A 17,782-nucleotide genomic window follows, 5' to 3' on the forward strand; every position below is an offset into this window, starting at 1 on the left:
GTCGGTCATTCTAGCGTGAGAGTCATCACAATCAGGGCCCGCTATGACCGGCCCCAATCTGCAGAAACGAATGATCATGAACAAGCTGTCGTCGTGGCCAGCCGCGCTGTGCTGGCTCATCGTCCTGCTCGAGGGCTACGACCTGGTCGTGCTCGGCGCCGTCATTCCCACTCTGATCGAGCAGCACCACATCGGATTCACCGCGGCCGGTGCGACTTTCGTCGCGACGATCTCACTGGTGGGCGTCGCCATCGGGGCCGCGGGCGGGCCGCTGGCCGACCGGTATGGACGCCGCAAGGTCCTGCTCGCCTCGATCGCCTTGTTCTCGGCGTTCACCGCGGCCGTCCCGGCGGCCGGATCCGTCACGGTTTTCGGACTGTTCCGCCTGTTGGCCGGGATCGGGCTCGGTGCGTGTCTGCCGACCGCGCTGACCTTCATGGCCGAGCAGGTCCCCGCCGCCCGCCGCGCGTTCGTCAGCACCATCACCATGACCGGCTATCACACCGGCGCAGTGATCAGCTCGCTCATCGCACTGCAACTCGTTCCGCACTGGCAGCCGCTGTTCTACCTCGGCGGCCTCGCCGGATTCCTGCTGCTGCCGCTGATCTGGGCGAAACTGCCCGAATCCGAGGCGTATCTGGCCGCCCAGGTCGCCTCCGAACGGATCCGGCCGACTGTCCTGCTGGCACCGCGCTATCTGCGCACGACGCTCGGGGTGTGGGTCGGTTCGTTCATGGGCCTGCTGCTGGTCTACGGACTCAACACCTGGCTGCCGAAGCTGATGCGCGACGCCGGATACAACATGTCGACCTCGCTGACGCTGTTGCTGGTGCTGAATGTCGGCGCGGTCATCGGACTGCTCGTCGCCGGGACGCTCGCGGACCGCCGCGGCACGAAACCGATTGTCCTCGTGTGGTTCTCGGCGGCCGCGGTGTTGCTGGCGCTGCTGAGCATCAGGGTTTCCAGCACCGTGCTGCTCGATGCGCTGGTACTGGTCACCGGCATCTTCGTATTCTCGGCCCAGGTGCTCATCTATGCCTATGTCACGCAGGTATATCCGGCCGAGGTGCGAGCCACCGCGCTGGGCCTCACCTCTGGTGTGGGTCGTCTCGGTGCGATCTTCGGTCCGACCATCACCGGCTGGCTCGTCGTCGCCGGATCCGCATACCCGTGGGGCTTCTACTTTTTCGCCGCGGTGGCGGGGGTCGGCATGCTCGCGATGGCGACGGTAACCCGGCTGAGCGTTCGATCGATAGCACCCGCCACCCTCGACACTTCGAAGAGGTTCGCGCTATGAGGAATACGCGCACACAGGTCGCCATTGTCGGCGCCGGTCCGGCGGGGCTGTTGCTGTCACATCTGTTGCACCGCAGCGGAATCGACTCGGTGGTCATCGATATCCGCACGCACGAGGAGATCGCGACCACCATTCGGGCGGGCATCCTCGAGGCGGGTTCGGTCCGCATGCTGGTGGAGTCCGGCGTCTCCGATCGTGTACTCACCGAAGGCGACCGGCACGACGGTGTGGTGGTGCGCTTCAAGGGCGACAACCATCGCATCGATTTCCGGGAACTGGTCGGTGAATCGGTGTGGCTGTACCCGCAGACCGAGGTGTTCATCGACCTCGCCGACCGCCGTAAGTCCGATGGCGGTGACGTCCGCTATGGCGTCCGGGATACCGCGGTTTCCATCGATCCGCCGATGGTGACATTCATCGAGGCGGACGGCCGTCCGGCCCGGCTGACGGCCGATCTGATCGTCGGAGCCGACGGTTCACGTTCGATCTGTCGTCACGCCTTTCCAGCCGGCCTGCGCACCGAATGGTTTCGCGAATATCCCTTCGCCTGGTTCGGCTTCCTCACCGAGGCGCCGCAGTCACATCCGGAGCTGATCTACGCGCGCTCCGAGCACGGCTTCGCCCTGGTCAGCCAGCGCACCTCGACGATGCAGCGCATGTATTTCCAATGCGCGCCCACCGAGCGCCCCGAAGACTGGGATGACGAGCGGATCTGGGACGAAATGCGCCGCCGCGTCAACGGCAACGGCTTCGCGCTGCAAGAGGGACCGATCAGCGCGAAGATGGTGCTGCCGTTCCGCTCGTTCGTGACCGCGCCGATGCGCCACGACAGACTCCTGCTGGCAGGCGATGCCGCCCACACCGTCCCACCGACCGGTGCGAAGGGACTGAATCTCGCACTCGCGGACGTGCGGGTACTGCACGAGGTCCTCGTCGACTACTTCGCCGGAGGTGGCGAGGAATCGTTGCGGCAGTACACCGATCGCGCCCTCGACCGAGTGTGGCAGGCCCAGCACTTCTCCTACTGGGCGACGACCCTGCTGCACTCGATCGACGGCGCCTCCCCCTTCGACATCGAGCGCCAACACGGGGAACTCGCAATGCTCACCGGATCACGGCGCGGCGCGGCATACTTCGCCGAGGGGTACACCGGATCTCGGGCCCCGGCGTAGACACATCTGGGAGGCATCGCGTGACCCGTCAACCCACCACCGACGACAAATTCTCCTTCGGCCTGTGGACGGTCGGCTGGACGGGTGCCGATCCCTTCGGCCTGCCGACCCGACCGACACTCGCACCGTGGGAGTACGCCGAACGCCTGGCCGAACTCGGCGTCTGGGGAATCACCTTCCACGACAACGATGTATTCCCGTTCGATGCCGACGACGCCACCAAAGAGCGCAACCTCGCACGGCTCAAAGACGCGACCGATCGCAGTGGTCTCACCATCGAGATGGTCACCACCAACACCTTCACCCATCCGGTCTTCAAAGACGGCGGGCTGACCGCCAACGACCGCTCGATCCGCCGCTTCGGTCTGCGCAAAATCCTGCGCGCGGTGGATCTGGCCGCACAGGTCGGCGCCACCACCTTCGTGATGTGGGGCGGCCGCGAGGGCAGCGAGTACGACGGGTCCAAGGACGTCTTCGCCGCCTTCGAGCGCTATAAGGAGGGTTTGGATACGGTCGCCGCATACATCAAGTCACAGGGTTACGACCTGCGAATCGCGTTGGAGCCCAAGCCCAATGAGCCGCGCGGCGATATCTTCCTGCCCACCGTCGGCCACGCACTCGCCCTCATCGCCGAATTGGAACACGGCGATATCGTCGGCCTCAATCCGGAAACCGGTCACGAACAGATGGCCAACCTCAACTACACGCACGCCCTCGGCCAGGCACTGTGGAGCGGCAAGCTGTTCCACATCGACCTCAACGGCCAACGCGGCCTCAAATACGACCAGGACCTGGTCTTCGGACACGGCGACCTGATCTCCGCCTTCTTCACCGTCGACCTGCTGGAAAACGGTTTCCCGGGCTACCCGGACGGCCCGCGCTACACCGGACCACGGCACTTCGACTACAAGCCATCGCGCACCGAACACCTCACCGGCGTATGGGAATCGGCCAAGGCCTGCATGGCGACCTACCTGATGCTCGCGGACAAAGCACGGGCCTTCCGCGCCGATCCCCGCGTCCAGGAGGCAATGACCTACTCCGGCGTCCTCGACCTGGCACAACCCACCCTCGACAAGGACGAGTCGATCGAAGCATTCCTCCGTGACGACAACTTCGACCCCGACAAGGCCGCCGACCGAGACTTCGGCTTCGTCCGACTCCAACAACTAGCCCTCGAACACCTCCTCACCTAAGGGGGCATCCGAGAACTCGGGAGCTAGTCGGCCGGCAGACAGCGCCATCAGCTCGGCTGCGTTGCGGGCCAGGCGCTCGAGTTCGTGGACGGTGAACAGGACCGATGTGCCGGGTGCGGCATCTTCGAACTGGTGGGCCAGCGCGAGTGCCTTCTCCAGTTCGGGCCGGACCTTGACTCGGGTGCTGATCTGCTCATGAAAGATCTTGTGGCACTGCGCTCTCCGGAGGGCTTCGAGTTGGCTGGGAAGCTCTTGGCGAGCGGTCGATGTCTTGGCGCACCCGATCCGCACCGGCCGTTCGGCCGTCGGTGCCGGAACGACACTGTCGCAGAACTCTCGCATCCGTTCCGTTTGTGAGAATACGTGTCGCCACCGTGGCTACGGCTGGTTGGATCCTGACCGTCGGCCATCGGTGAAGTCTGACGCCATCGGCGAGCGGGTCCGGCGCGCCGGGTGCGCCGGCGAATGTACTCAATGCCGAATTCCGTGGGTATTGGTCACGGTGGAAAACGGTTCGAAGACTGCGATGTGTGTGACTTAGCATCACCTGGTGGCGGACACGGTCAACCGGCAGTGGATTGTGCGGAGGCGCCCCGAGGGGGCGCTGCGAGATGGGGATTTCGAACTCAGGAGCGCTCCTGTTCCGGTTCCGGGGCCGGGGGAAGCCTTGGTCAGGGTGCATCGGCTGGGCATTGATCCCACGCAACGTGGTTGGCTCAACGATGCGGACAATTACATCGATGCGGTCCCCGTCGGCACGGTGATGCGGGGAAGCGGGGTGGGGCAGGTGGTGCGTTCGAACGCCGCGAGCTATCCGGTGGGTAGCTGGGTCGCCGGTATGGTCGGCTGGCAGGAATATGCCCTCGCGTCCGAAGGTGGATTGTTCGGGCTGAACGTGGTGCCCGACGGTGTACCCCCCACGATGATGTTGAGCTTGTTCGGAGCGCCCGGCTTGACCGCGTACTTCGGCATGACCGATATCGGCCGGCCCGAGCCCGGCCAGACGGTGCTGGTGTCAGCTGCGGCCGGTGTGACCGGATCGATCGCGGGACAGATAGCGAAAACCTTGGGCTGCACTGTCATCGGCACCGCAGGCGGTCCGGACAAGTGCACCTGGATCACTGATCGTGCGGGCCTAGATGCCGCCATCGATTACAAGAATGATGACATCGACGCCTTTTTGACCCGCTTGGCCCCGGACGGTGTCGACGTCTTCTTCGATGGGGTCGGCGGCCGCGTTCTCGAGCATGGTCTGGCGCACCTGGCGCCCGGCGCTCGTGTTGTTCTGGCCGGTGCGATCTCTTCCGGGTATTACGGTGCGGACCCACAGTGCGGGCCGCGGAACTACATGCAGCTGGCTATGCGCCGGGCCCGCATGGAGGGGTTCATCTTCCTCGACTACCTCGACCGCTTCCCAGAGGCGTTCGCGGCGTTACGCGACTGGCACGACCGGGGCAAACTCACCATCGCCGAAACCGTAAGCAGCGGCTTGGAATCCGCACCGAGTGCACTGCGCGCTGTCTTCGAGGGCGGCAATCTCGGTAAGCAGTTGGTCGAGATCGTGAAGTCCTGAAATCAACCGACCACCAAGGGGGCGGGAGATGTAGCCGTATGGCAAGTCAACCGGATGTCACCCCCTTTGCGTCGCATCTGCTCCACCGCGAGACCGAAATACTCTATTGTCCAGGCGATCACAGCGTTCGTCGCGAGGGTCAGGCACCACATTTGTTAGGACTGGTCCTCGAGATGCCGGTACCGGATCCTACCCTCGTGGGCGTAGAGCAGGTCACGTTTGAGCGCGTGGACCGACTCGCCCCCGGTTCAACTGGCGTGCGATCTTGCGCCGATAGTCCGGATCCGACAATGAGCGAAAACCGTTCTGGCGCTGAGGATTCAGATCGTCAAACGCAGCGATACCGCTACCGGATTCGAAGTATTGCCCCGCCGCTGGGTCGTCGAACGCGGCTTCGGGTGGCTGGTCAAACATCGACGTCTGGTCCGCGCGGCGGACCAACCACCCAAGCTCCCAGCGGGTTCCCCTGGAATACCGAGAGTGAAACCACCAGTGCCCCACGCCGAGATCTGGGCATCGGCCGAACGGCGAGGGGCGATGGGTAGGCTCAGGGATTCACAGCGCCCACCAGCAGAACAGTCGCAGCCCCGTGGATCGTGCGCGACTGGCCAACCCCGACAGCAGAACCAACACCTCGAGCGCAGTGTCGGCCGTTATGCCGTACCCTTGCAGCTCCTCGGTATCCGCCCACTCCGCGGCGGCTTCCACCAGGGAAGAATGTCCGGCCGATGCCAACGCCTCCTGCAGGGTGTCCGATACGCTGACGATGAAGGCGCTCTCATCCTCCGGAGACGAAAGCAACTGCCCCGAACGCGGCCGGGCCGAGGCCTCTTCATAGGTGCAGCCGGTCATGATCGCTTCGAGCTGAGCCATCGTGACCACGGGATCGATCCCCTTCAGCGACACCACATCAAACATGGAGGCATCCGGCCCGCCGGGCCGATCAAGCACGCGCACCGCCGTGTCGTCATCGGCGGCCGAGAAGTAGTCACACATCACCATGCCGCGATCCTCGCATCCAGAACCGACAAGCCTCGACAACGGCCGAGAATGCGTCTGCGGCGGTAAACGCCGAGAGCACTGCTGCACCAGAACATTCTCGTGCGAGCTTTCCGACGGCGAGGCGATCAGCCGACGTCTCGGCGCAGCCAGGTGACCTCGGCGCCGGATTCGGTGCCGTGGCGGTAGATCTCCAAATCTTCGTCCCAGGGGGTGCCGAGGGCGCGGTCGAGCTCGGTCGCCAGGTCGTAGCCGGTGTAGTTGCCGAGTTCACGGTTGGCCTGCAGCATGGCGCGCAGGCGCATTTCGCCGATGGTGACATCACCGTTGGCGGAGGTGGAGCCGTGCCAGAGGCCGAGGGTCGGGACGAAGCTGTAGCGCTCGCCGTCGACGCCGTCGCTGGGGTCCTCGGTGACCTCGAAGCGCAGCACCGGCCAGGACCGCAAGGATTGGGCAATTCGCGATGCGGTGCCGACCGGACCGATCCAGTCGGTGGTCGCCCGCAACTGTCCGTCGGCGGGTTGGGCGGTCCACCGCAATTTCGCGGGCGAGCCGAGGGCCGAAGTAAGTGCCCATTCGATATGTGGGCACAGCGCAGCCGGCGATGAGTGGATGTAGACCACACCCGCCGTCGCGTCGGCGAACTGACTCGATGCGCGCACCACTGACACCTCCAGCTTCGACGAGAAACGTCTTCCCCAACGATCCGTCGTACTGGCGTTGCCCGAGTGTACTGGAGTGCCCCGAGTTACACATGTTACTTCGGAGGCGTGTCCGAGCTGTTACTTCGCCACCGAGTTCCGCGCGAGAATCACCTCGGCGATCACCGCATCGGAAAAGACGGGCCATGCCTCCCGTGCCCAGTCGCCGAAATTCTCGTCGCTCAAAGCGATGCTCGCCACCCCCAATTCGGGATCGACCCACAGAAATGTGCCGGATTGCCCGAAATGGCCATAGGTACCTGCGGAATTCGATCCGCCGGTCCAGTGCGGTGATTTCTCGTCGCGAATCTCGAATCCGAGTCCCCAGTCGTTGGGACGCTGCGATCCGTAACCCGGCAGCACACCGTTGAGTCCGGGAAACTCGACCGTGGTCGCCTCGGCGTGGCTTTGTGGCGAAATCAGTTGGGGATCCAGCAGTTCCGCACCGAAGCGCACCAGATCGGCCGCGGTGGACCGGCCCGCATGTCCGGCCGGACCGGCCAGCACCGAGGCCGTCATGCCGAGCGGCTCGAATACCGCCTCGCGCAAGTACTCCGGGAAGGCGATCCCGGTCTGTTCCGCGACGAAGGCCGCGAGAATTTCGAATCCGGCGCTGGAGTAGATGCGTCGGGTGCCAGGGGCGGCAATCACCTCGGTGGTATCGAAGGCGATGCCGGAAGTGTGCGCGAGCAGATGCCGGACGGTAGCTCCCGGTGGCCCGGCGGGCTGATCGAGTTCGATCGCGCCCTCCTCCACCGCGACGAGCACCGCATAGGCGACCAAGGGCTTGGTCACCGAAGCGAGCGGGAATACGCGCTCGGTATCACCCGCCGTCCGCGTCCCGTCCCGGGTGACGACACCCGCCGCCGCATGCCGAACCGGCCAGTCCTTGATCTGCTCGAATGCACGCACGAAATGAGCGTACGAGACGCCCGTTCCCGGCATGCCCGCACCGTCCTCGCGGGAAAGTCGGTACCGTCGGTACCATCAACTAATCATGAGCGCACAGCCCACCATCCACGGCGATGTGGCGGCCGGTTTCGGCCCCGTTGCCGACGCCTTCCGCCGCAATTTCGCCCAGCACGGCGAAATCGGCGCTGCCGTGGCCGTATACGCGGGCGATCGCCCGGTGGTCGACCTGTGGGCGGGCCATCGCGACCGCCGCCGGACTCTGTCGTGGGAACGCGACACGATCGTGCCGGTCTTCTCCTCGACCAAGGGCATGGCCGCATTCGTGGTCGCCACGATGGTGTCGAAGGGGCTGCTGGACTATGAGGAGCCGGTCGCGAAGTACTGGCCGGAGTTCGCCGCGCAAGGCAAGGGCGCGGTCACGGTGCGTCAGCTGATCGATCATCAGGCCGGACTGTCCGGACTCGATACCGTGGTGCGCCTGCCGCAGATCGCCGATCTCGACGGTCTCGCAACGATTCTCGCGGCGCAGCGGCCCGCCTGGCGGCCGGGCACCCGGCACGGCTATCACGCCATCACCCTCGGCCTGTATCAAGGCGAACTCGTGCGCCGCGCCGATCCGCAACACCGCACGCTCGGCCGGATCTTCGCCGAGGAGATCGCGAAACCACTGGAACTGGACTTCTTCATCGGTCTGCCCGCGGAGCAGAGCATGCACCGGATCGCCACCCTGGCCGCCACCGAGGGCGCGGACATCCTGCGCTACGAGCGCGATATTCCGGTGCGCATCGGCGCGCAGATCTTCGCCAAGCGCGGACTTTCCCATGCGGCACTGACCAATCCGCGCATCGGCGCACCGGTGCGGGCGAGCCGACGCGAACTGCTCGAGCTGGAGATGCCTGGCTCCAATGGCGTCGGCAATGCCAGATCGCTGGCCAAGACGTACGGCGCGGCGGCGGGTCGCACCGGTGCGCTGCCGATCGACGCCATGGTGCTCGATCGGCTCGCCGCCACCGCCGCCGACGATGTGCCCGCCGATGATCTGGTGCTGCACACCAAGTCTCGCTATCACCTGGGCTTCCGCAAATCCCGCGGCTCGTTCCGCTTCGGCTCGGATAAACGCGCCTACGGCACAACGGGTCTCGGCGGCTCATTCGGATTCGCCGATCCGGCAACCGGTTTCGGCTTCGGCTACTCGATGAACCGCCTCGGCCTCGCCGTCCTCGACGACGTTCGCAGCCGCAACCTCCGCACCGCCCTACTCCGCTGCACCGGCTGAGGCGTGGATTACCTCGAAGAGGAGATGGTCATGGAAGAGCCGATGCCTGGCGCGATCAGGCAGGACGATTGGTTCGTCTTGCTGGACCCGGAGCGAAAAACCGGTTCATCCGAGTTGCCGCCGGACGCCATCGTGGGTGGCTGGCTGGTCGAGGATGACGGAACCGTTGGGCCGTTCCAGCCGAATCCAAGGTATGTACCAGGCGACGCGTCGACGCCGACTGATCCGATCGATGCGATATTGCGCCGGATTGCGGGCGGGGAACAACTCGCCGACGATCTGCTGGGATCGATCCGGAATGCTGTTGTCGAAATTGGCTGCGACGAGCAAGACCAGCCGCTGGTGGGCACGGGACCCGACGGTGTCGTCTGTGCCGTCATAGCGACCGCGGCGACGCAGAAGCAGGACGTCGACGTAGACCGCTGGTGGCCGGTGCTTGGCAGCGAACTGCCGAACATCCTCCCGCCGGATACCGATATCCTGCTGAACCCCAATGGTATGGCTCCCTTTCGCCTCGCCACCGACGCTTTGCGAGATGCCGACTGACGGGTCAGCGCGCGGGCTTCGGGACCGGGACATCCACCGGCGGTGCCGGTATCGGCTCGGCATCGGCGTTCGCGGTGTCCGATCGGGATGCCTCAGGATCCCGGGGGGCGCCGATTCGCGAGGCAGGGGGCGCTGAAACCGCAGCAGGAGGTGGTGCGACCGCAGGCGCCGCTGGGGCGCTGCGCTGCTTGGGTTTCGTCCACGGCGTACGAAGTTCTTCACTGGTAGCGGGTCGTCGATCTGCTTGCGGCACTTCGCCATTGGAACCAGCATTCGTACTGTCATCTTTATTCTGCTCGGGGCGGCGGTTTCGTCGCGACCACGGGCTGGTCGAGGCAGATCTGGTCGCTCTCGAGATGGCGGACGGCGGGATCGGCCCCACCTCCGCGGCATCGTCGCGATTATCGGCGTCGGTGGCGACAATCGCATCGAGCGACTCCGAAATAACTGGGGCCGTTGATGATTGGCCGAGAGCCGACGAACTGGTTTTGGCCGTATCGCTGACGCTCGCGGAGCTGTCGGACTCGAACGTACGGTCAGCAGGTCGCCGGTCCATCGGTTCGATTTCCACGGGTAGCGACAATCCGGGTCGGTGCGCCATCGGAGTTGCCATGGAATGTTCGGATATCCGATCCGTATTCGACGGATTGGTCGTTCCCGACGCACCGGTTCGGTCGACCAGGGCGACCTCCGCCGCATCGGGTGCTGCCGAGCGGCTCGAATCCGCGACCGTCTGCTGCGGTCGGCGGTCGCCGGACGAGGTTGGCTCGACATCGTTCGCGGGATTCGACTCGCCGGACTTCTCGGGAACCGAGCCTGCCATTTCCCATGGCCGAGGGCTGTCGAGGACGGGCGGAGTGACGTGTCGGCCGTTGTCGGCGTGTCCCTGGTACGGGCCGGTCGTTTCAGTGGGCCTGTTCGGCATCGTCGGCGGCTTCGTCCGATCTTCGGCAGGGGCCACCGGTTCAGCTGGGCCACTTCCGATCCTGGCCAGGTTGTCGGTGAAACGAGAGTAGTGTTCGGCGACTTCGTCGCCGAGACCGGTCAGCGCGTCGGCATGACGCCGTACCTCGGCCGGGTTCAGGTGCAACGGCTCCGCAGCGCTATCCCCGACATCGAGGAGGGCGGCGGTTGTGCGATAAGCGAATCCGGCCAAGCCCTCGACAAATCCCTGGACCACGTCTTCGAACCGTTCGAGCGCCGACTCGAGTAGCTTGCCGAAGATGTACTCCTCGATCGTGTGCTGCAATGCGGTGACGACCCGTCGCATGGCGGCTGCGACCAAGGGTTCCAACGCAGCACCCCCCGATAGCAGCAGAGCTCCAGCCGCCGCCGCGAGTGCCGCGATCTCCGCGATCGCTGCCGCTTTCATCACCGAGATCGCGGTAGCCGCCGCGTCCATGGCCCCGGCTACAGCACCACTGCCGATGCGGAACGCGGACATATGTGTCCTGTCCACGGCAGTCCAGTCAGCCAGGAGCTGGCGATATCCGGCTCCTGAATAGTCTTCTTGCAGCGCGGACATGTGATGGTTCGCCGAGTCCAGCGTGTTCTCCAGATCGGACACGAATGTCCGGACGTGCCGTGCGGCCTCGCGGACATGATCCTCATCGACATTGACCCACGGAATGCCGAGGAAATTGAGGAAGATCGCGACCTGCTCCGGAAGCACCACTCCCATCTCAGGTGCCGCCGTCCGCGGAGCCCGGAGCGCGGCTGGCTCCGGGAGCCCGGTAGACCTCCCACAACGAATCCGCCGAATCGCCGACGGCTGGGTCGACTTCGACACCGACGAGGGAGGACTTCTCACCGCGTGACAGTGATGTCTGGGTCATCACATCGCCTTTGGCGGCGTAGATGTCGGTGTTGGGCAGACCGCCTTGCGTGTGCAGATGCTCGGCCAGGTTCGCGGCAGCCGAACCCCCTGGCCTGGCCGGGCTGCACGAGAGGAGCACGATCGAGCTGTCCGGATTGCCAACGAACGCTCGTTCCAAATGTTGGTTGTCCGCCAGCAGCTCGCCGTAGGTTCTTCCGTCGACCTGCACCGTCTTGGTCGTCCAGCGACCCGTCTTGACCTTGATGTAGAAGGTTCGGCTATCGGCGTGCGCATGCACATATACCGGGTTCTTGCGGCTGACATCGTCGGCCCACGGCGCTTGGCGACGACGCCCGAAAGTCCACTCCGGTTTCTTCGATCCGGGGTTCTTCCTCCAGAAGGCGTAGTGCACGAAGTCCGAAGATCGGAAATCGGCACGTGCCCATCGCTCCTTGCTACCGACATCGCCACGGCGAGACGGAAACGAGACGCCGATGACCTTGCCGTTGCGGTCCTTCAGCGGCACGCTCACCACATCTTCGGCGTTGAACCGATGAAACCGGCCCGAGCCGTCCGTGCTGACGAACCGGCGCGCGCCGGTTTCGGAATCGAGTCGACCGATGTGGCGTGCGCCCTCGGCATCGGCGTGTTCGAGGCGGGAGACCGTGCCGCGAATGCGATGACCGGTCCCTGCGAGATGGCTCGAAGTGGCTTTGGCGACATTCCCGACGGCGTGGTCGAGGCGACCGATGACCCGTGCCAGTCCCGCGAACACAGCGAGGACCTATAGCCGGACAAGCAGCGGGACGAACCGGAGCATCGTGTTCATCCCTCCCACTCCGACCGGCCGCATCTGACGCCTCTACGGCCAGCCGAAACCCACGAGTTCCAGTTTCAGCCCTTCTCACAGCCGAGAATACCGCCCGGTCGGTCTTTGTGCGCTGTACGGCCGCCGACATGGGCGCACCGCGTCGCTGCACGGCATCGAGCCGTTCCGGGTAGACAGGGGATTGTTGAAAGTTCCGCTCGGCAAGCCGGTTCCGCACGAGCTGATCAGGCGGATCGCGACCAGGCTCGCCGAGCGGTGACCAACGCGGAGTTACCAGTCGGCCTCGGTGTACTTGATGATGCCGCGAATGTTCTTGCCGTCCAACATGTCCCGGTAGCCCTCGTTGATCTGCTCCAGGGAGTACTGACGGGTCACCATATCGTCGAGGTTCAGCTGGCCCGACTTGTACAGCGACAGCAGGTGCGGCGCGTCCTGGCGGGCGTTGCCACCGCCGAAGATGCAGCCCTTCACGGTCTTCTGCAGCATGGACAGCAGGAAGCTGTTCAGCTTGACGTCGTTCTCGTCCATCCGGCCCATGGAGGTGACGACCAGCGTGCCCGCCTTGGCGGTGAGGATGAGGCCCTCTTCGATGTATTCGCCGTGCATCTCACCCATGGTCAGGATGACCTTCTGCGCCATCCGGCCCTCGGTAGCCTCCATCAGCGGCATGATGGCGGCGGCCATGCTCTCGTAGGTGTGCGTCGCACCGAACTTCTGCGCCTGCTCGCGCTTCCACGGATTCGGGTCGATGGCAACGACTTTGGACGCACCGGAGAGCACCGCGCCCTGCAGCGCGCTCATGCCGACACCGCCGATGCCCGCGATCACCACCGTCTCGCCGGGCGCCACCTCGGCGACGTGGGTGGAGGAGCCGAAGCCGGTGGGGACGCCGCAGCCGACCAGGCAGGCGACCTCGAACGGAATGCTCTGGTCGATCTTGACCACCGAAGTGTGGTGCACCGTCATATACGGCGCGAAGGTGCCGAGCAGGCACATCGGGATGACGTTCTCACCACGCGCCTGGATGCGGTAGGTGCCGTCGCTGATGGCCTGACCCATCAGCAGGCCCGCGCCCAGATCGCACAGCGCCATATTGCCGCTCACACACGCCGGACAGCGACCACAGGCCGGGATGAACGACAGGATCACGTGGTCGCCGACCTGCAGATCGGCGGGGCAGTTCGGCCCGAGCTTGGTGATCACGCCCGCACCCTCGTGCCCGCCCATCACCGGGAATGCGGGCATCGGTGTCGCACCGGTGACGATGTGGTGGTCCGAGTGGCACATACCGGCAGTTTCCATCCGGATCTGGACCTCACCGGATACCGGCTCGCCGACCTCGATCTCCTCGACCGACCAGGGCTGGTCGGTCCCCCACAGGATCGCGCCTTTCGTCTTCATTCGTGTCGACCTCTCGCATGCACGGGCTTCTATGTGACTGCACCCACACTACGAGAAAACTGGAACGCGTTCTAGTACCGGGTCGAAAATTCGTCGACACGGATTGACGGAACCCCCGAACGAGTTCCAGTTCGACCCCCACCGCGAACCCGTCCCGATCCGATATTGCCCGACTTCAGCCGCGCACGTCGTGCACATGGTGGATTACGTCGTGCAGGAAGTAGGCGGCCAGGGATTCGAGCGTGAAGACCGAGCCGTCGCTGCGCCGCGCGTGGTTACCGAGGGCGGCTTCAGGGACCGACGCGAAGGCGTTCGCGACGGAATCGGCCGCGTCGATCAGCTCCGCGGCGACTTTTCGCGGATCCTGCTTGTCGTATTGATCGGCGATGGCGGTGACGTCCTGATCCCAGTTCGAGAACACCGGGACCCCGTCGGCGGACTCGTGGCCTTGCGCGTCGAACCCCGGAACCTTCGGATCCACCGCATCGGTGCGGGCCGCGACGGCCGCGCGGTAGGTGAAGATTCGGCAGACGTCGCGAACGTGGGCGGCGTATTCGAGCGCCGACCAGGTGGAGTCGTCCGGGCGGACGGCGGCGTCGGGACGGTCGAGCGTTGCCGCCAGGCGGCCCGCGTATTCGCGGGCCAGAGCGGGCACCGCAGCATAGGTGATCGACTCCGGATCGAATCCGCATTCGGGACACGGTCGTTCGAGGACCCAGGTCCAGTTCTTGACGTCGGGAACGATTGGCATGCGGCTACCTTAGATTGGCTGAATATCTTCAGCGATAGATATTCAGCCAGCTATCGGCAAGATCCCGACAGGCGCTTCAATCCATCAGACGATGTGCCCGCTCGAAGAGTTCGAGTGTGATGGCATGCAGGAAGTCACCGACCTGCTTCGGCGCTTTCCCCGCGAATGCGCGAGCATGCGTGCCCTCCAGCACAATTCCCAGCTTGAAGCAGGCGAGCACCGTGTACCAGGTGACATTGCTCAGGTCGCGATCGGAGAACTTGCCGTAGTGCTCGATCATGTCCTGCGGCGTCGGCAGACCGCCGACCGCACCGAGCTTGCCGATCAACGCCGCGCCCGTCGTACCCGGCTCCGGACGCGTCGCGATCTGCCAGCCGAGATCCAGCAGCGGGTCGCCGATGGTCGACATCTCCCAATCCACCATCGCGGCCACTTCCGGACCGTCGAAGGAGAACATCATGTTGGCCAGGTGACAGTCGCCGTGCAGGATGCCGGGCCTCCACTGCGCGGGCCGATTCCGATCCAGCCACTCCCCGACCTGTCGCACACCGGGAATCTCCGGGCCCGGATACCCCGCATTGGCCGAATAGGACTCGAGTTCGCCGAGCCAGCGCGGCACCTGACGCTCCAGGAAGCCGTCCGGTTTGCCGTAGTCCTGGAGGCCGAGCGCCTGATAGTCGAGCGAGCCGAGGCGGGCGATGGCCTCCACCGCGGATAGACCCATCTGCCGCCGGATCTCCGGATCGCCCGCGTGCAACTGCGGCAATTCGTTCTGCGGGTTGAATCCGATAATGGGCTCCATCAGATAGAACACCGCGCCGAGGACGGATTCGTCCGGGCAGGCTGCGATCACCTTCGGTGCGCGTACGCCGGTTCCGTCGAGCGCGCCGAGCAGTCGTGCCTCGCGACGGATGACGTCATTGCTTTTGGCGCGCAGATGTTTCGGACCGCGGCGCAGCACATAGTCCTGACCGCCGCGCGTGAAGCGCAGCATGATGTTCTGGGTGCCGCCGCCGAGCGCGGTCACATTCTCGAACTCACCGGCAGGCAGCCCCTGCTCGTCCATCCATGTGCCGACGACGGCGAAGTCGACTAGCTCACGATCCACCTCTGACATGTCCCACATTGTGCACCACGCGATGAACCCAACTGAAGGCGCATGACCACAGTTTGCGCCGACCGACGCGGCGTAGGGTTCGGGGCACGATGCGCACGCTCTTGATCGACAATTACGACTCGTTCACCTACAACCTGTATCAGCTGATCAGCGAGGTGAACGGGGAAGAACCCACGGTCGTGCGCAATGACGAGGTCGACGATATCGCGGGGCTGCGGCTGGAGCGCTTCGACAATGTGGTCATCTCACCCGGGCCGGGTCGCCCGGATGTCGGCCGGGATATCGGCATCTCGGCCGCGGTAATCGGCGAGACCGAACTGCCGCTACTCGGCGTCTGTCTCGGCCATCAGGCCATCGTCGTCGCGGCGGGCGGCATCGTGGCGACCGCGCCCGTCGCGCGGCACGGCTATCTCGATCGCATCGAGCACGACGGCAACGAACTGTTCGCCGGGCTGCCCGAGGGTTTCACCGCGGTGCGATACCACTCGCTGTGCGCGCAGCGGCCGTTGCCGGACGGTCTCGACATCACCGCCGTCACGGCCGATGGGGTGATCATGGGGGTTCGGCACCGAAGCAGACCGCAGTGGGGGGTGCAGTTCCATCCCGAATCGATTGCCAGCGAATACGGTGCGGCACTGCTCGGCAATTTCGCGAAACTTACTGCGGGCCAGCGAATTCGATCGAGCATTATCGCACCTTTCGAGAATGCCGAGCCGCTGACGGGTAGACACGAGTTCCGCGAATCCCGGCGCTCCTGGCAGCTGCGGCATTCGGTGATCGAGCGGGCGATCGATACCGAGGCCGCGTTCCTGCGCCTATATGGCAACTCCCCCACCGCGTTCTGGCTCGACAGCGAACATGTCGAACCGGGACTGGATCGGTTCTCCTTCCTCGGCGATGCCAGTGGGCCGCTGGCCGAGGTGATCCGCTACCGGGTCGGGGAGAACACGGTGACGGTCGAATCCTCGGACGGTAACCGACGGACCGTGCCCGGCGGAATTCTCGACTATCTCGCCGGACAGCTACACCTGAGACATACCGAACTACCCGACCTGCCTTTCGATTTCGCGTGTGGTTACGTCGGCTACCTGGGCTATGAGGTGAAGGCCGATTGCGGCGGGAATGCCGCGCATCGCGCCTCGACACCGGATGCGCAATGGATCTTCGCCGATCGGATCGTGGTCGTGGACCATGTCGGCGGACGCACCCATCTGCTCGCACTCACCGATCCAACGCCGGAAGCCCTTCGGGCGGGCGCGGATTGGTTGCGCGACACCCGCGAGATCCTGGAATCCCTACCGACATGGGCGAATCCGCCGACACTCGAGGTGTGCTCCGATACCGCTGCGGTCGCACCGCTGTTCACCCGCGGTCGGGAGCGGTATCTCGCCGATATCGCCGTCTGCCAGGAGCGCCTGCATGCGGGCGAGTCCTACGAAATCTGCATTACCGACACCGCGTCCATGCAGGCCGCCGAATCGGACGGGCTCGATTTCTACCGCACATTGCGCCGCTGCAATCCCGCACCGTACGCGGCGTATCTGCGCTTCGACGATCTCGAAATCGCCTGCTCGTCACCGGAACGCTTCCTCAAGGTGGACCGTGCACGCACCGTGGAGAGCAAGCCGATCAAGGGCACCGCGCCGCGCGGGTCCACCGCCGCCGAGGACGAACGGCTGCGGCGCGAACTGGCCGACAGTCCCAAGACCAGGGCCGAGAATCTGATGATCGTCGACCTGTTGCGCAATGACCTGGGCCGAGTCTGTCAGGTCGGCAGCGTGCACGTGCCGAAGTTGATGGCCACCGAGACGTATTCGACCATGCACCAATTGGTTTCCACGGTGCGCGGAACGCTGCGGCCGAATTTCGATGTGATCGATTGTGTGCGTGCGTGTTTCCCGGGCGGCTCGATGACCGGAGCACCCAAGTTGCGGACCATGGAGATCATCGACGAACTGGAAACCCAAGCGCGCGGCATCTATTCGGGCACCATCGGCTTCCTGGGGCTGGCGGGCACCGCGGACCTCAATATCGTCATCCGCACCGCGGTCCGCCACGACGGACGCTGGCGCATCGGCGCGGGCGGTGCCATCGTGCTCGACTCCGACCCCGAGGACGAGTACCACGAAACCCTGCTCAAGGCCGCCGCCACCCTCCGCGCCGCACCACACTGAGCGGCCGCCCAACCGCTCGAAT

The 17,782-nt window shown here is 64.9% G+C and carries 16 protein-coding genes and 2 pseudogenes; 8 read left to right on the forward strand and 10 right to left on the reverse strand.

What is annotated here, in order from left to right; translation table 11 throughout:
• Positions 1–76 precede the first annotated feature (76 nt).
• From NA5_RS30685 to xylA, 3 genes are read left to right on the forward strand one after another with little or no spacing between them, the layout of a single operon-like run.
• Positions 77–1,297 (forward strand): MFS transporter, encoded by a 1,221-nt coding sequence (locus NA5_RS30685; protein WP_062992460.1) that lies wholly within the window; start codon positions 77–79, stop codon positions 1,295–1,297.
• Complete coding sequence (locus NA5_RS30690; protein WP_062992347.1) at positions 1,294–2,469, forward strand: 4-hydroxybenzoate 3-monooxygenase; 1,176 nt, start codon at positions 1,294–1,296, stop codon at positions 2,467–2,469. Before NA5_RS30685 ends, NA5_RS30690 begins: the two co-directional genes overlap by 4 nt.
• Before the next feature lie 20 nt (positions 2,470–2,489).
• Entirely contained in the window at positions 2,490–3,665 is a 1,176-nt protein-coding gene (xylA, locus tag NA5_RS30695; protein WP_062992349.1) for a xylose isomerase, read from the forward strand.
• Here the strand turns inward: xylA and NA5_RS30700 are convergent.
• Positions 3,639–4,007: a recombinase family protein gene (locus NA5_RS30700; RefSeq protein WP_062992351.1), complete on the reverse strand. Its 369-nt coding sequence runs from the start codon at positions 4,005–4,007 to the stop codon at positions 3,639–3,641. The genes xylA and NA5_RS30700 overlap by 27 nt on opposite strands.
• Before the next feature lie 208 nt (positions 4,008–4,215).
• Here NA5_RS30700 and NA5_RS30705 point away from each other — a divergent pair, with 208 nt between their 5' ends.
• Positions 4,216–5,238, forward strand: coding sequence for an NADP-dependent oxidoreductase (locus NA5_RS30705; protein ID WP_062992353.1), 1,023 nt, complete (start codon positions 4,216–4,218; stop codon positions 5,236–5,238).
• 20 nt (positions 5,239–5,258) lie between these two features.
• Here NA5_RS30705 and NA5_RS43070 read toward each other — a convergent pair.
• Positions 5,259–5,535: pseudogene (locus NA5_RS43070) on the reverse strand (Tn3 family transposase); the annotation flags it as partial.
• Between the two features lie 21 nt (positions 5,536–5,556).
• On the opposite strand from NA5_RS43070, the pseudogene NA5_RS40795 reads away from it, so the two are divergent.
• Positions 5,557–5,667: pseudogene (locus tag NA5_RS40795) on the forward strand (transposase); the annotation flags it as partial.
• 126 nt (positions 5,668–5,793) lie between these two features.
• On the opposite strand, the gene NA5_RS30710 reads toward NA5_RS40795, so the two are convergent.
• From NA5_RS30710 to NA5_RS30720, 3 genes are all read right to left on the reverse strand, one after another.
• Positions 5,794–6,240 (reverse strand): hypothetical protein, encoded by a 447-nt coding sequence (locus NA5_RS30710; RefSeq protein ID WP_062992355.1) that lies wholly within the window; start codon positions 6,238–6,240, stop codon positions 5,794–5,796.
• A gap of 125 nt (positions 6,241–6,365) precedes the next feature.
• Positions 6,366–6,899: a DUF3145 domain-containing protein gene (locus NA5_RS30715; protein ID WP_062992463.1), complete on the reverse strand. Its 534-nt coding sequence runs from the start codon at positions 6,897–6,899 to the stop codon at positions 6,366–6,368.
• Between the two features lie 120 nt (positions 6,900–7,019).
• Entirely contained in the window at positions 7,020–7,850 is an 831-nt protein-coding gene (locus tag NA5_RS30720; RefSeq protein ID WP_062992465.1) for a serine hydrolase domain-containing protein, read from the reverse strand.
• An 85-nt stretch (positions 7,851–7,935) separates the two neighbouring features.
• Between NA5_RS30720 and NA5_RS30725 the strand changes: the two genes are divergently transcribed.
• Together NA5_RS30725 and NA5_RS30730 are read left to right on the forward strand one after the other, a co-directional pair.
• Positions 7,936–9,126 carry a serine hydrolase domain-containing protein gene (locus NA5_RS30725; protein WP_062992357.1) on the forward strand — a complete coding sequence of 397 codons (1,191 nt, stop codon included), beginning with the start codon at positions 7,936–7,938 and terminating at the stop codon, positions 9,124–9,126.
• A 30-nt stretch (positions 9,127–9,156) separates the two neighbouring features.
• Positions 9,157–9,672: a type VII secretion system-associated protein gene (locus NA5_RS30730; protein ID WP_169811388.1), complete on the forward strand. Its 516-nt coding sequence runs from the start codon at positions 9,157–9,159 to the stop codon at positions 9,670–9,672.
• A 4-nt stretch (positions 9,673–9,676) separates the two neighbouring features.
• On the opposite strand, the gene NA5_RS30735 is transcribed toward NA5_RS30730, so the two are convergent.
• The 5 genes from NA5_RS30735 to NA5_RS30755 form a co-directional block, all read right to left on the reverse strand.
• Entirely contained in the window at positions 9,677–11,353 is a 1,677-nt protein-coding gene (locus NA5_RS30735; protein ID WP_062992361.1) for a hypothetical protein, read from the reverse strand.
• A gap of 1 nt (position 11,354) precedes the next feature.
• Positions 11,355–12,263, reverse strand: coding sequence for a hypothetical protein (locus NA5_RS30740; RefSeq protein ID WP_062992363.1), 909 nt, complete (start codon positions 12,261–12,263; stop codon positions 11,355–11,357).
• Between the two features lie 324 nt (positions 12,264–12,587).
• Positions 12,588–13,718, reverse strand: coding sequence for an NDMA-dependent alcohol dehydrogenase (locus tag NA5_RS30745; RefSeq protein WP_062992364.1), 1,131 nt, complete (start codon positions 13,716–13,718; stop codon positions 12,588–12,590).
• A gap of 175 nt (positions 13,719–13,893) precedes the next feature.
• A complete protein-coding gene (locus NA5_RS30750) occupies positions 13,894–14,469 on the reverse strand; it encodes a DinB family protein (protein WP_062992365.1) in 576 nt (191 codons plus the stop codon).
• A 76-nt stretch (positions 14,470–14,545) separates the two neighbouring features.
• The gene (locus NA5_RS30755) at positions 14,546–15,595 is read right to left on the reverse strand and encodes a phosphotransferase family protein (protein ID WP_062992367.1); all 1,050 of its coding nucleotides are present in this window, start codon (positions 15,593–15,595) and stop codon (positions 14,546–14,548) included.
• A gap of 80 nt (positions 15,596–15,675) precedes the next feature.
• Here NA5_RS30755 and pabB point away from each other — a divergent pair, with 80 nt between their 5' ends.
• Complete coding sequence (pabB, locus tag NA5_RS30760) at positions 15,676–17,760, forward strand: aminodeoxychorismate synthase component I (RefSeq protein WP_062992368.1); 2,085 nt, start codon at positions 15,676–15,678, stop codon at positions 17,758–17,760.
• The last annotated feature ends 22 nt before the right edge of the window (positions 17,761–17,782 follow it).

It is taken from the genome of Nocardia anaemiae NBRC 100462, from assembly GCF_001612725.1.
GTDB lineage: Bacteria > Actinomycetota > Actinomycetes > Mycobacteriales > Mycobacteriaceae > Nocardia > Nocardia anaemiae.

What these genes read in the sequence shown, in the direction of transcription:
- NA5_RS30685 (WP_062992460.1), top strand. Translation starts at nt 77, where the DNA reads ATGAACAAGCTGTCGTCGTGGCCAGCCGCGCTGTGCTGGCTCATCGTC.
- NA5_RS30750 (WP_062992365.1), bottom strand. Translation starts at nt 14,469, where the DNA reads ATGCCAATCGTTCCCGACGTCAAGAACTGGACCTGGGTCCTCGAACGA.
- NA5_RS30700 (WP_062992351.1), bottom strand. Translation starts at nt 4,007, where the DNA reads ATGCGAGAGTTCTGCGACAGTGTCGTTCCGGCACCGACGGCCGAACGG.
- NA5_RS30690 (WP_062992347.1), top strand. Translation starts at nt 1,294, where the DNA reads ATGAGGAATACGCGCACACAGGTCGCCATTGTCGGCGCCGGTCCGGCG.
- NA5_RS30745 (WP_062992364.1), bottom strand. Translation starts at nt 13,718, where the DNA reads ATGAAGACGAAAGGCGCGATCCTGTGGGGGACCGACCAGCCCTGGTCG.
- NA5_RS30735 (WP_062992361.1), bottom strand. Translation starts at nt 11,353, where the DNA reads ATGGGAGTGGTGCTTCCGGAGCAGGTCGCGATCTTCCTCAATTTCCTC.
- NA5_RS30755 (WP_062992367.1), bottom strand. Translation starts at nt 15,595, where the DNA reads ATGTGGGACATGTCAGAGGTGGATCGTGAGCTAGTCGACTTCGCCGTC.
- NA5_RS30730 (WP_169811388.1), top strand. Translation starts at nt 9,157, where the DNA reads ATGGAAGAGCCGATGCCTGGCGCGATCAGGCAGGACGATTGGTTCGTC.
- NA5_RS30710 (WP_062992355.1), bottom strand. Translation starts at nt 6,240, where the DNA reads ATGGTGATGTGTGACTACTTCTCGGCCGCCGATGACGACACGGCGGTG.
- NA5_RS30725 (WP_062992357.1), top strand. Translation starts at nt 7,936, where the DNA reads ATGAGCGCACAGCCCACCATCCACGGCGATGTGGCGGCCGGTTTCGGC.
- pabB (WP_062992368.1), top strand. Translation starts at nt 15,676, where the DNA reads ATGCGCACGCTCTTGATCGACAATTACGACTCGTTCACCTACAACCTG.